Source organism: Mycolicibacterium frederiksbergense, assembly GCF_012223425.1.
GTDB lineage: Bacteria > Actinomycetota > Actinomycetes > Mycobacteriales > Mycobacteriaceae > Mycobacterium > Mycobacterium frederiksbergense.
Genome location: NZ_CP038799.1, coordinates 1,163,742 through 1,176,380, shown reverse-complemented (window position 1 = coordinate 1,176,380; position 12,639 = coordinate 1,163,742). Strand labels below are relative to the sequence as shown.

Annotated in this window: 14 protein-coding genes; 9 read left to right on the top strand and 5 right to left on the bottom strand. The window is 69.1% G+C overall.

The genetic code is table 11. The features are described 5' to 3' along the window. Positions 1-2: 2 nt before the first annotated feature. The 7 genes from EXE63_RS08600 (at position 3) to groL (ending at position 5,989) form a co-directional block, all read left to right on the top strand. Positions 3-1,121 (top strand): alpha/beta fold hydrolase, encoded by a 1,119-nt coding sequence (locus EXE63_RS08600; RefSeq protein WP_234904423.1) that lies wholly within the window; start codon positions 3-5, stop codon positions 1,119-1,121. Further along, positions 1,114-1,578 carry a tRNA (adenosine(37)-N6)-threonylcarbamoyltransferase complex ATPase subunit type 1 TsaE gene (gene tsaE / locus EXE63_RS08595; protein ID WP_168141598.1) on the top strand — a complete coding sequence of 155 codons (465 nt, stop codon included), beginning with the start codon at positions 1,114-1,116 and terminating at the stop codon, positions 1,576-1,578. The genes EXE63_RS08600 and tsaE overlap by 8 nt, the downstream gene beginning before the upstream one ends. After that, positions 1,575-2,204 carry a tRNA (adenosine(37)-N6)-threonylcarbamoyltransferase complex dimerization subunit type 1 TsaB gene (gene tsaB / locus EXE63_RS08590; protein ID WP_168141597.1) on the top strand — a complete coding sequence of 210 codons (630 nt, stop codon included), beginning with the start codon at positions 1,575-1,577 and terminating at the stop codon, positions 2,202-2,204. Before tsaE ends, tsaB begins: the two co-directional genes overlap by 4 nt. Then, positions 2,201-2,665 carry a ribosomal protein S18-alanine N-acetyltransferase gene (gene rimI / locus EXE63_RS08585; protein ID WP_168141596.1) on the top strand — a complete coding sequence of 155 codons (465 nt, stop codon included), beginning with the start codon at positions 2,201-2,203 and terminating at the stop codon, positions 2,663-2,665. Before tsaB ends, rimI begins: the two co-directional genes overlap by 4 nt. Continuing rightward, positions 2,662-3,684 carry a tRNA (adenosine(37)-N6)-threonylcarbamoyltransferase complex transferase subunit TsaD gene (tsaD, locus tag EXE63_RS08580; RefSeq protein ID WP_168141595.1) on the top strand — a complete coding sequence of 341 codons (1,023 nt, stop codon included), beginning with the start codon at positions 2,662-2,664 and terminating at the stop codon, positions 3,682-3,684. Before rimI ends, tsaD begins: the two co-directional genes overlap by 4 nt. Positions 3,685-3,961: 277 nt before the next feature. Next, complete coding sequence (gene groES / locus EXE63_RS08575) at positions 3,962-4,264, top strand: co-chaperone GroES (RefSeq protein WP_036421278.1); 303 nt, start codon at positions 3,962-3,964, stop codon at positions 4,262-4,264. Positions 4,265-4,369: 105 nt separating this feature from the next. Next, a complete protein-coding gene (gene groL, locus EXE63_RS08570) occupies positions 4,370-5,989 on the top strand; it encodes a chaperonin GroEL (protein ID WP_168141594.1) in 1,620 nt (539 codons plus the stop codon). Positions 5,990-6,061: 72 nt separating this feature from the next. On the opposite strand, the gene EXE63_RS08565 is transcribed toward groL, so the two are convergent. Then, on the bottom strand, positions 6,062-6,907 hold the full coding sequence (locus tag EXE63_RS08565) for an acyl-CoA dehydrogenase family protein (protein ID WP_168141593.1): 846 nt from the start codon (positions 6,905-6,907) through the stop codon (positions 6,062-6,064). A 57-nt stretch (positions 6,908-6,964) separates the two neighbouring features. Between EXE63_RS08565 and EXE63_RS08560 the strand changes: the two genes are divergently transcribed. Then, a complete protein-coding gene (locus EXE63_RS08560; protein WP_168141592.1) occupies positions 6,965-8,053 on the top strand; it encodes an acyl-CoA dehydrogenase family protein in 1,089 nt (362 codons plus the stop codon). A gap of 7 nt (positions 8,054-8,060) precedes the next feature. Here the strand turns inward: EXE63_RS08560 and EXE63_RS08555 are convergent, their stop codons facing one another. The 4 genes from EXE63_RS08555 to EXE63_RS08540 form a co-directional block, all read right to left on the bottom strand. Continuing rightward, entirely contained in the window at positions 8,061-8,903 is an 843-nt protein-coding gene (locus tag EXE63_RS08555; RefSeq protein ID WP_234904422.1) for an IclR family transcriptional regulator, read from the bottom strand. Between the two features lie 88 nt (positions 8,904-8,991). After that, the gene (locus EXE63_RS08550) at positions 8,992-10,353 is read right to left on the bottom strand and encodes a histidine phosphatase family protein (RefSeq protein ID WP_168141591.1); all 1,362 of its coding nucleotides are present in this window, start codon (positions 10,351-10,353) and stop codon (positions 8,992-8,994) included. Between the two features lie 109 nt (positions 10,354-10,462). After that, complete coding sequence (locus tag EXE63_RS08545; RefSeq protein WP_168141590.1) at positions 10,463-10,957, bottom strand: hypothetical protein; 495 nt, start codon at positions 10,955-10,957, stop codon at positions 10,463-10,465. Between the two features lie 106 nt (positions 10,958-11,063). Then, positions 11,064-11,354 carry a WhiB family transcriptional regulator gene (locus tag EXE63_RS08540; protein WP_105362692.1) on the bottom strand — a complete coding sequence of 97 codons (291 nt, stop codon included), beginning with the start codon at positions 11,352-11,354 and terminating at the stop codon, positions 11,064-11,066. A 398-nt stretch (positions 11,355-11,752) separates the two neighbouring features. Between EXE63_RS08540 and EXE63_RS08535 the strand changes: the two genes are divergently transcribed. After that, entirely contained in the window at positions 11,753-12,553 is an 801-nt protein-coding gene (locus EXE63_RS08535) for a hypothetical protein (RefSeq protein ID WP_168141589.1), read from the top strand. Positions 12,554-12,639: the final 86 nt, after the last annotated feature.

Genomic DNA, 12,639 nt, shown 5'->3' with positions numbered 1-12,639 from the left:
CGGTGGCCGACGACGATATCCGCCCGCCCGAGCGCTGGGCCGTGGCGCGCTGGCTGGCCGGACTGGCCGGACTGAGCGCCGTCGGCTCGGTGGCCGGGGTTTCGGTGGCCCGTTCCCTGGCCCGCCGGGTCAGCGTGGAGGATCCCTACGCACACGAGGATTTCGAACTGCTGCACGACGACCGAAGCGTGGTCGTCACCACCGGAGACGGGGTGCCGCTCGCGGTCCGCGAATGCGGGCCGGAGAACGCACCGCTGACCGTGGTCTTCGCGCACGGGTTCTGTCTGCGGATGGGCGCCTTCCACTTTCAGCGTGACCGGTTGGCCGAGCAGTGGGGCGATCAGGTCCGGATGGTGTTCTACGACCAGCGTGGGCACGGTCTGTCCGGAGACGCCTCGCCGGACACCTTCACCGTGCCCCAACTCGGCCAGGACCTGGAGTCGGTGCTCGCGGTGATGGCGCCGCGCGGCCCGGTCGTGCTGGTCGGGCACTCCATGGGCGGGATGACCGTGTTGTCCCACGCCCGCCAGTACCCACAGCGCTATCCCACCCGAGTCGTCGGTGCCGCACTGATATCCTCTGCCGCCGAGGGAATCTCGCGCTCCCCGCTGGGGGAGATACTGCGCAACCCGGCGCTGGAGGCGGCCCGGTTCGTCGTCCGCTATGCGCCCGGACTGGTGCACCGAGGCCGCGGTGTGGCCCGCTCGATCATCGGACCGGTGCTGCGGGCGGCCTCCTACGGTGACGAGAGCGTCAGCCCCAGCGTGGTCGCCTTCAGTGAGCGGATGATGCACGACACCCCGGTGCACACCCTGGTCGGGTTCCTGCACGCCCTGGAGGTGCACGACGAAACCGACGGGCTCACGGCGCTGGCGAAGATCCCGACCCTGATCGCGTGCGGCGACCGTGACCTGCTCACGCCGCTGGAGTACTCGCAGGACATGGCCGCGGCGCTACCCAAGTCCGAGTTGGTGATCGCCGAGGGCGCGGGACACCTCGTGCAGTTGGAGCAGCCGGAACTGATCGACGACGCGCTGGTGCGCCTGGTCGAACGAGCCACCCCGTCCAAACTGGTGGCGCTCACCCGCAGGCTCAGGGAACGGGCCCGTAACCATGGCTGAGCGCACGGGCGGCACCGCAGAACTGGCCACCCCGCAGGACACCGTCGCGCTCGGCGCGCGCCTCGGCGCCGACCTGCGCGCCGGTGACGTGGTGGTGCTGTCCGGCCCGCTCGGAGCCGGTAAGACCATGTTCACCAAGGGAATTGCGGTGGCCATGGATGTCGAAGGACCGGTCACCTCGCCCACCTATGTGTTGGCGCGGGTGCATCCGGCCCGTCGCGCCGGGGCGCCTGCCCTGGTGCACGTGGACATCTACCGACTGCTCGATCACGGCGGTGACCTGCTCGGCGAACTCGACTCGCTGGACCTCGACACCGACCTCGACGACGCCGTCGTCGTCGTCGAGTGGGGCGAGGGCCTGGCCGAGCGGCTCTCGGAGAACCACCTGGACATCCACCTCGACCGTGCCGACGACTCCGAGATGCGCACCGCGACATGGCAATGGAGCAGTTCATGATCGTACTGGCCCTCGATACCGCCACCCCCGCCGTCACCGCCGGCATCGTCGAGCTGGGTGCGACGATCGTCACCCTGGCCGAGCGAACCATCGTCGACGCCCGCGCTCACGCCGAGCGTCTGACACCGAATGTGGTTGCCGCACTTGCCGACGGTGGGAAGACCATGGCGGATCTGGACGCCGTCGTGGTCGGTTGCGGGCCCGGCCCGTTCACCGGTCTACGCGTCGGTATGGCCACCGCCGCCGCCTACGGCCAGGCACTGGGCATCCCGGTGCACGGGGTGTGCACGCTCGACGCCATCGCCCGCGCCACCCGCGGTGAGGTCCTCGTGGTCACCGACGCCCGCCGCCGCGAGGTGTACTGGGCGCGCTACCGCGACGGGGTGCGGGTCGCCGGACCGGCGGTCAACGCCGCGGCCGAGGTGAATGCCGACGGTGTGCAGGCGGTGGCCGGATCGCCGGCGCTCGCCGCGTCGTTCGGACTTCCCGTCATCGGACCGGAGTACCCGACCGCCGCCGAACTCGTGGCGGCCGTGCCGGATTGGAACCAGGAACCACAGCCCCTGATCCCGCTGTACCTGCGGCGCCCGGATGCCAAGACGCTGGCCGAACGAGGCCTGGCGTGACCGCACCCGACAACACCACGATCGACGCGCTGACCCGCGCCGATGCGGCCCGCTGCGCCGAGTTGGAGTCCCAGCTGTTCGACGGTGACGACCCCTGGCCGCCGGCGGCGTTCCTGCACGCCCTGGACGGCAAGCACAACCATTATGTGGCGGCCCGCGATGAGGGCAGGCTGATCGGCTACGCCGGCATCTCGCGGCTGGGCCGGATCCCGCCCTACGAATACGAGGTGCACACCATCGGCGTCGACCCGACCTACCAGGGCCGCGGCATCGGTCGCCGGCTGCTCGATGACCTGCTGGGATTCGCCACCCGCGGGGAGGTGTTCCTGGAGGTCCGCGTCGACAACGAGGCGGCCATCAACCTGTACAAGAGCGTCGGTTTCGCCACCGTGGGCGTGCGCAAGCGGTACTACAAGGTCAGCGGTGCCGACGCTTACACCATGAAGCGAGACCCGGCATGATCATCCTGGCCATCGAAAGTTCCTGTGACGAAACCGGAGTCGGTATCGCACGGCTCGACGACGACGGGACCGTCACTCTGCTGGCCGACGAGGTGGCCTCCAGCGTCGATGAGCATGCGCGCTTCGGCGGAGTGGTGCCCGAGATCGCGTCCCGGGCGCACCTGGAGGCGCTCGGTCCGACCATGCGCCGTGCCCTGGACACCGCGGGCATCACCCGCCCCGATGTCGTCGCCGCCACCATCGGGCCCGGGCTGGCGGGCGCTCTGCTGGTGGGAGTCGCTGCCGCCAAGGCGTATTCGGCCGCCTGGGAAGTGCCGTTCTACGCGGTCAACCACCTCGGCGGGCACCTGGCCGCCGATGTCTACGACCATGGCCCGCTGCCCGAATGCGTGGGGTTGCTGGTGTCCGGTGGTCACACCAACTTGCTGCATGTGCGCTCACTCGGTGAGCCGATCGTCGAACTGGGCAGCACCGTCGATGACGCGGCGGGGGAGGCCTACGACAAGGTGGCCCGGCTGCTCGGCCTCGGCTATCCCGGTGGCAAACCGCTGGACGACCTGGCCCGCACCGGTGATCGCGATGCGATCGTGTTCCCGCGCGGGATGACCGGGCCGCGCGATGCGCCGTATGTCTTCAGCTTCTCCGGACTCAAGACCGCCGTCGCCCGCCACCTGGAGCGGCATCCCGATGCGGCGCGCGCCGATGTGGCAGCCGGGTTCCAGGAGGCCGTCGCCGATGTGCTGACCGCCAAGGCCGTGCGTGCCGCCACCGATCTGGGGGTGTCGACCCTGCTGATCGCCGGCGGGGTGGCCGCCAACTCGCGGGTGCGTGAACTCGCCGAGCAGCGCTGCGCCGCTGCGGGGTTGACGCTGCGGGTGCCGCGGCCGCGGTTGTGCACCGACAACGGCGCGATGATCGCGTCGTTCGCGGCGCACCTGATCGCTGCCGGTGCGCCGGCCTCGGGGCTGGATTCGGCCACCGATCCGGGTTTGCCGGTGGTCACGGGTCAGGTGGCATGAGCAGCCACGACAAGTCCACGCCGCGATGGTCGGGATGTCTTTCGATCACCTGATGGTTGGCGCACACACGACGGGTAGCGGCCGCGGATCGGGATCTGCACAACCCGACCTTGAGTGCTAGCACTCTCATGTATAGAGTGCTAGGTGGCACGCGACCAACCGCAGCACCGGCACCCGCGACGACGGAGCATAGGTACGGGCGCAGGCCGAACACCTGAAAACCATGAGGACCCGGACGCAATCCGGACTCCTATACCCAACAAAGTGGAGGGCTCCCATCGTGGCAGTCAACATCAAGCCACTCGAGGACAAGATCCTCGTACAGGCCAACGAGGCCGAGACCACGACCGCTTCCGGTCTGGTCATCCCCGACACCGCCAAGGAAAAGCCGCAAGAAGGCACCGTCGTCGCAGTTGGCCCCGGCCGCTGGGATGAGGATGGCGAGAAGCGGATCCCCCTGGACGTTGCCGAAGGCGACACCGTCATCTACAGCAAGTACGGCGGCACCGAGATCAAGTACGGCGGCGAGGAGTACCTGATCCTCTCCGCGCGTGACGTGCTGGCTGTCGTCAACAAGTAAGCACTCGTGTACCGCCCCGGATGTCCCCGCCTTTGAGCGGATGACGTCCGGGGCGGTATGCATTGCCCCCCGGCGCACGGGGGTTCGGCACATCAAAGGACATTTATGAGCAAGCAGATCGAATTCAATGAAACTGCGCGTCGCGCTCTGGAGGCCGGCGTCGACAAGCTCGCCGATGCCGTCCGCGTCACGCTCGGCCCGCGTGGCCGCCATGTGGTGCTGGCCAAGGCCTTCGGCGGCCCCGTGGTGACCAACGACGGTGTCACCATCGCCCGCGAGATCGACCTGGAGGACCCGTTCGAGAACATGGGTGCCCAGCTGGTCAAGTCGGTGGCCACCAAGACCAACGACGTCGCCGGTGACGGCACCACCACCGCCACCGTGCTCGCCCAGGCCATCGTGAAGGCCGGCCTGCGCAACGTGGCGGCCGGGGCCAACCCGATCGCCCTGGGCGCCGGTATCAGCAAGGCCGCCGACGCCGTGTCGGAGGCGCTGTTGGCCGCCGCCACGCCGGTCAGCGACAAGAAGGCCATCGCTCAGGTCGCCACCGTCTCGTCCCGCGACGAGGTCGTCGGCGATCTGGTCGGCGAGGCCATGACCAAGGTCGGCGCCGACGGCGTCGTCACGGTCGAGGAGTCTTCCACGCTGGAGACCGCACTCGAGGTCACCGAGGGTGTCGGCTTCGACAAGGGCTTCACCTCGGCGTACTTCATCACCGATTTCGATTCGCAGGAAGCGGTGCTCGAGGACGCGCTGGTGCTGCTGCATCGCGACAAGATCAGCTCCCTGCCGGACCTGCTGCCGCTGCTGGAGAAGGTCGCCGAGTCGGGTAAGCCGCTGCTGATCATCGCCGAGGATGTCGAGGGAGAGGCGCTGTCCACGCTCGTGGTCAACGCCATCCGCAAGACGCTCAAGGCCGTCGCCGTCAAGGCGCCGTTCTTCGGTGATCGGCGCAAGGCGTTCCTGGACGACCTCGCCGTCGTGACCGCCGCGCAGGTCGTCAACCCCGACGTGGGTCTGGTGCTGCGCGAGGCCGGACTCGACGTGCTGGGCTCGGCACGACGGGTGGTGGTGACCAAGGACAGCACCGTCATCGTCGACGGCGCCGGCACCCAGGAGGCCATCGAGGGTCGCAAGTCGCAGCTGCGCTCGGAGATCGAGGCCACCGACTCGGACTGGGACCGCGAGAAGCTCGAAGAGCGCCTCGCCAAGCTGTCCGGCGGCGTCGCGGTCATCAAGGTCGGCGCGGCCACCGAGACCGACCTGAAGAAGCGCAAGGAAGCTGTCGAGGACGCCGTCGCGGCGGCCAAGGCTGCTGTCGAAGAGGGCATCGTCACCGGTGGTGGCGCGGCACTCGTGCAGGCCCGCAAGGAACTGGACACGCTGCGCGGATCGCTGACCGGCGACGAGCTGCTCGGCCTCGAGGTGTTCTCCTCGGCGCTGTCGGCCCCGCTGTTCTGGATCGCCACCAACGCCGGGCTCGATGGCGCTGTCGTGGTGAACAACGTTGGTGAGCTGCCCAACGGGCAGGGCTTCAACGCCGCCACGCTGACCTACGGCGATCTGCTCGCCGAGGGCATCGTGGACCCGGTCAAGGTCACCCGCTCGGCGGTTCTGAACGCCGCGTCGGTGGCGCGGATGATCCTCACCACCGAGACGGCTGTCGTCGAGAAGCCGGTCGAGGAAGAAGATCACGGCCACGGCCATCACGGCCACGCTCACTGATCAGTACAACGAGAACACCCCCGGTCCTGTTGGGCCGGGGGTGTTTTCGTTGCAGGGCCGCGAGCCCTCCCATCACATGACCGCGGCGGCCAGCCGGCAGCCCGCATGCACATCGCGCCAGGCGGCGGTCACCGGGTCCGAGGCGTCGAGTGCGTGCCGGCTGCCGGCCATCAGGCGGTCCGCCGCGCCGCGGGCCCGGGAGATCGCCTGTGCGAACGGCGCGGTGCCTCCGGTGAATCCCGCCGTCGCGATCTGCAACCGTGACGCGTCGAGATCCGATGCGGTGCGGGCGATCTGGGCGGCCGCCTCATCGGCGATCTCGTCACCGCCGTAGGAGATTGCCAGCCGGGCCCGCACCTGATCGACGTGCCGGCGCCACCCGCCCAGGGCCGATCCCACCACGACGGAGGCCGCCGCTGCCGCGGCCACCACGCGGTCGGCCACAGCGGGGTCGCGGTCGTCGACCGCGATGTCGGCGACCGTCACGTCGCCGATCCCCGCACCGGGAAGGGCGGCGGGCCGGGCGTGGACGGCGACATCGACGCGCCTCCGAGGGAGCAGTACATACGCGCCATCGCAGGAGAGCAGAAACCAATCCGCATGCTCCGCGCCGACGACCGACCCCCAGCGCCCTGTCAGCCGACCCTGCGCCACCACGGCCGATCCGCGGTGCCCGGCGGTCACCACCGCGTCCGGACGGGCACCCCACACGTCGTCGGCCACCGCGGGCGCGAGCGCCAGCGCGGCGATACCGTAGCTGCCGGCCAGCCAGCCGAGTGATCCATCGCTGACCGCGATTTCACCTACCGCCCGGATTAATTCGTCTGGTGCCAGCCCGAGGCCGTCGTGCGCCGAGGGTTGGGTCAAGCGGTATGCGCGCGAACCGTCGACGCTGTCGCGAACGGCCGATTGCGACATACCCACCTCCAGCGGTGACGGGGACTGATATACACACGATCGTTGCACGCCGACACGATGACGAGGGGGAGTACGTCGCAGTCTGTACTCAGTTCCGTCCGGGATCTGCTCCCCGAGGTCGCCGCGGCCGCCGCTGAGGTCGATCGCACGGGTGTGGTCGACCGCGCGGTGATCACCCTGCTGCACGACGCCGGATACTTTGCGCTGCTGCAGCCGCCGGACTTCGGTGGCCTGGACGCCGACCCCGATATCTACCTGACGGCGACCCGGGAGCTGTCCTCGGCGTGCATGTCGACGGGCTGGCTGGCCGGTTGGCTCGCGGTCAACAACTGGGGGCTGTCGGTGCGTGACGTGCGGGTGCTCCGGGAGATCTGGGGCGCGGATCCGCGGGCCCTGCTGTGCTCATCCTATGCGCCCACCGGACGGTTGGAGCGGGTGCCCGGGGGCTTTCGGCTCAGCGGCCGTTGGGCACGGTGCACGGGAGCGCCCTACGCGTCCTGGTTGAGCGTGGCGGCGCTGAAGGTCGGCGCCGACGGCGCGGCACAGGACTTCATGGCGGTGCTGGTCCCGCGCGGTGACTACACCGTGCAACCCACCTGGAACGGTCTGGGGCTGAGAGGAATCGGCGCAGACGATGTCATCGTCACCGATACCTTCGTCCCGGAGTACCGGGCGTTCAGCTGGCTCGACATGGTGCCCGATGCGGCGCTGCCCGCGCTGCAGCGGTTGCCTCAGCCGACGCTCTATACGCTGGCCGGGACGATGCCGTTGCTCGGCGCGGCCCACCGTGCGCTCCACGCAGCGTCGGACGCGCATGTGACGGCCCGCGCCGATGTCGAACTGTCGATGATGCAGATCCGACGCAATGTCGCCGAACAACTCGATTGTGTTCGCGGCGAACGGTATCCGGATGCCGAGTTGATGCTGCGGACCAGGCGCGATCAGGTGATGGCCGCCGATCGTGCGTTGCGCGCCGTCGAGGTAGTCGTCGATGACGCGGGTATCGAGCCCGACGAGCCACTGCTGGAACGGATCTGGCGGGACGTCCAGACCGCGCGCATGCACGTGGCCAGTAACGTCGAGCAGGTGCTGACGGTGGTGGGCCGGCACTCGGTGGGCATCGCCGTCGATGATCTGATCTGGTGAGGGCCGCTCACACCCACGCGTCGGAGGCCAGCGTGCGCAACACCCGCGACAGCATGTCGTCGGTCACGGTCTCGATATCGGCGTGTTCGGTGGCGGCGCTGCCGAGCCGCCCGGAGATGCCGTTGGCGGAGCGTGACAGAAACGGCGCGACCCGCACCAGATGCTGCGCGGGCACCGCCCCGGTGAGCGAGAGCCCGGCCACCTCGGTGCCCGACATCGTGATCGGGGCGGCGACGCTGGACAGGCCCACCGCGAGTTCCTGTTCGTCGTAGGCGATTCCACGCCGCGACCTGATCCTGGCCAATTCCTGATGCAGGGTGGGCAGGTCGGCAATCGTCGATGGGGTGCACTTGCGCAGCTGCTTGTCCAGGGTCTTGTCGATGTCCTCGGCGCGCAGGCGCGCAAGCATCGTCTTGCCCAGCGCGCTGGCGTGTGCGGGTGTCCGGCCGCCGACCCGGGTCGGTACCGCGGCACCACCGCCGCCGGCCACCTTGTCGAGATAGACCACATCGGCGCCGGCCAGCACCCCGAGGTGCACGACGAGCGCGGTATCGGCGTGCAGGCGTTCCAGCACCGGTGAGGCGATGCTGCGCAGCTGCGCATGGTCGATGGCTCCCGCGGCAGGCAATGCCGATGCGGCCAAGGAGTATCCGTCGGGGGTGTGCTGCAGTAGGCCGGCGTCATGCAGCTGGTTGAGGATGCGGTGCGTGGAGGAGCGCGGCAGACCGGTGCGCTCGGCCACCTGGTCCAGACGCAGCACGGCGCCCGCCCGGTCGAAAGCGTTCACGATCAGGGCCACCCGCGCGACCATCGAGGCGGGAGCACTGGTCGTACTGTCACCCCGCGGCACGGTGTCACTGTAGCGAGCCGCCCCGTTCTGACACGGAGATTCCCTGCCGTCGGCATCGACGACAGGGAATCTCATCGCGCCGGACAGGTCAGCCGGCGCTGTTCGCGCCGGCTTTGGCCCGCGGGTTGCCGGCCTTCTTGGCGGTGGTCGCACCGCTGGCCGCCGACTTGGCCGCCCGCGGCGCCTTGGCCGGTGTGGTCGTCATGGGCACCTCGACCGCGCCGATCTCCGGGGCTTCGGGGGCTACGGCCTCGGCCGGGGTCTCCGATTCAGCGCCGGGCGTGACCTCCTCGGTGACCGACTCCGAGGCGACCGTCGCTGCCTTCGGGGCCTGCTCGACGGACGCGGAACTGTCAGCCGGGACAGTCATTTTCGAGGTCTGCCGATCCGCCACCACCGTCTTGGCCTCGCTCGCGGGAGCGTCCTGTTCGGCCGCAGGTGCGACGGCGGCCGTCGCGAGGCTCTGCACCGTCGGGCTCGGCTCGGTCTTGTCGGCCCACTCGGTGGCGAGCTTGTGGTTCACCGCGCCGGCGAACTTGGCGATGGACACGACGGTGTCGGAGAAGCTCGCGGCGATCGCGGCGAGCACCTTTGCCGGGTTCAGCGTCGCGAACGACGCCACCACCTGTGTCACGGCACCGGACAGCTGGCGCTGCAGGGTCCGCAGCTGCAGACGTACCTCGGCGGCCAGCGTGGCCTCGGGCGCGAACTTCTGTCCGTTCCAGTCCACCAGCTTCCATCCGTCTACCGGATTGCCCTCGACGACAACGTAATTCGTGTTGCTCAGCGGGGCGTAGCGCAGCAGGTCCAGCTTCTGTTCCATCGTCAGGTTCGTGGCGTTCATCATGGTCCAGAACATGATGGCCCCGCCGTGGGAGAAGACGACGGCGTTGCGGTCGCCGTTGTCGTAGATCTCCTGCAGCGAACCGTCCATGCGGGCGTCGAACTCGTGGCCGTCGATGGAACCGGGGATGCGCAGATCACGGTTGCCCTGCAACGCCCAGGCCAGCGGATACCGGCCGTATCCGTTGGCGGCCTCGCTCTCCGGGGTGCCCTCGAAGACGCCCGCCTCGATCTCGTGGACGCCGGGCAGCACCCGGATCGGCAGGTGCAGGTACTTCGAGAGCGGCCCGGCGGTGAGCTGGGTTCGCTGCATGGTCGAGGCGTAGACGCCGTCGTAGTTGTGGACGCCGAGCCTGCCGACCACGGCCTCGGACTGGGTCTGGCCCGTCGGTGTGAGAACGGGGCCGGGGGTGGAGGTGTCGATCAGGCCGGAGGCATTGCCCGCGGACTGCCCGTGGCGCACGAACGTCACCCGCATCAACTCGGCGGCCGCCGCCGGGATTGCGGCACCGATGAGCATGGCCGACGAGAGCAGGGCGATGCCGAGCAGCTTGCCGAGGCGTGACCAGTGACCGCGGGCGGTGACTGGTCCGGACGCATCCTTCATGGAGTACTTCTTCCTGCCGGTGGAGTAGACAGCACACGGTGGCCCGCGGGGCGGACGGCCAACAAGGTGTGATCTCACTCACTGAGACCGCAGGAGTGATCCGGCGGAACTACCGCAGCGTCGGCTGAATGGACACCAACTGGAACGCGCCCGGCTGCGCCTCGTCGCCGGTGAACCGGACGAGCAGGCTACCGGGCGGGAAGTGCGTGGCCAGGTCGTTGAGGGTCCTGGGCAGGAAGACCTTGGCCTTGGCGTTGCCGTACCAATTGGGGTCGGCGGGGGAGACGTCGAGACCGCTCACCTGCGCCAGCGTGCTGTCCCAGTTCGCAACGGGTTCCGGCGGGGTGTCACCGAATCCGTCGGACTCCAGGTATGCATCGGCTTGTCCGGTGAGGGTGACCGCCTCGGTGCCGCCGACCGGGGTGCCGGTGATCGTCCCGTTGACGACGTCGGTGGTCACCGAGGCCAACCGCGTAGTGCAGATTCCGTCGACGACGACGTCCGCCGCGCAGAAGCCGGGCAGCGGTGCGGCGTGGGCCGGGGCTGCGGTCAGGACGGCGCCGGCCGCCAACGCGACGGAGCCTGCGAGCCGGAAGGAGTTCACATGGATGTGATCGGCGCCGGGCGCGCGCGAGTTACACGAGCAGACACGAATGGCCCCTCAAACGTGTGTCTGAGAGGCCATCCGTGTCTGCTCGCGCAGCGAAGAATCAGGCGCTGCGGCGCATCCCGCGCTTGAGCAGCAGTTCGCGTTCGGACTCGGACAGGCCGCCCCAGATGCCGTAGGGCTCGCCGACCGAGAGAGCGTGCGAGCGGCACTGGGTGATCACCGGGCAGGACCGGCACAGCTCCTTGGCGCGCATCTCGCGTTGGGCGCGAGCGCGGCCACGCTCGCCGTCGGGATGGAAGAACATCGACGAATCGACGCCCCGGCAATGACCCGCCATTTGCCAATCCCAGATGTCGGCGTTGGGTCCGGGCAGTTGCTGCGGCTGTGGCATGTGAAAACCCCTCTCGTCGCACCCATTTCGCGAAACGCGTGAAGTGCGTGAGTCGCGGAACTGAACCGAGCACATGTCGCCGATGACATCTCGTGCACACAACGTAGAAGGGCTACAGAAAAGCCGTCAATACCCAGGTTCACCGGGAAAAGGCATCAATGCAGGCCGTGAATTTACGTCACGTTCATCGTGTTCACTTGCGGGCAATGCGGCGGGTGGTTTGCATCGCGTCGGGGGTGCGCTTCGGGGCGCATTTCCCCTGCTCGCGCCGATTCGGCAATTTCGCGGATCGGCAGCCCGTTGATCCATTCGTAACGTGCCGACCATCAATTGTTAACCGAGGTCGAATTGGTCACTTTTTTTAGGCCGGTACCCCGGCATTGATAGCGTCCGGTGCGATGGCCAGCCCGAAATCCACCGTGAACGCCCGCTTGGCCGACGCCGCATTCGGTGCCCAACCGCAGCTCTGGCCGCTGCCGCCGGCCACCACCCCGTGCGAGCGCTGGCTGCGGGCCGTCGCCGCCGGCGGCCAGGGCCGCTATGCCTGCGCACTGCACGAACTCGACCAGATCATCCGCGCCGGAGCGCGCGGGTCGGCACTCTCGCTGGCCCACAGCACCCGGGCCTCGTTTCTGCGCCAGCTCGGCGGGCACGATCCGGCGCGCGGCTGGGACGGCCGGGCCTGGGTGGTCGCCGACGATCCCGAAGCCGGTGTGGATGCACTCGTGGGTCTTGCCGCCGACGCTCTGGGGGTGGGGCGGCTGTCGGCGTCGGCCCGGCTGCTGGCGCGGGCGGGCGGGCTGCTCGACTCCGCGGCCCCGCCGCGGCTGCCGGTCCGGCTGGGCTGGGTCGCCGCGGAACTCGCGATGGCCGGCGGTGACGGCGTCGCCGCCGTCGCGCACGCCGAACGCGCCGTCGCTCACGCCGACACGCTGGGCTCGGCGCGCCACGCCGTCAAATCTCAGGTGGTGCTGTCGGCCGCCCTGTGTTGTGCCGGCCGCCTCGATGCCGCGCGCGAGGTTGCCGACGCGGCGTTCGCTGAGACGGACCGATTCGGCCTGATCCCGCTGCGCTGGGCGCTGGGATGCCTGCTCGCCGATATCGGCAGTACCTCGCATTCTGCCTCGCAGGTCGTCGCCATCCGCGACGCCGCCGCCGATACAGTGCGACGCGGAGGCGGCGTGTGGTCGCGTCGCTGAGCCGATTCACCCCATCTGGATCGTTAGTGTTTATCTGACGCATACGTCCGCGCAGCCCCATCTGTAGAACGCCACATCCGTAACGC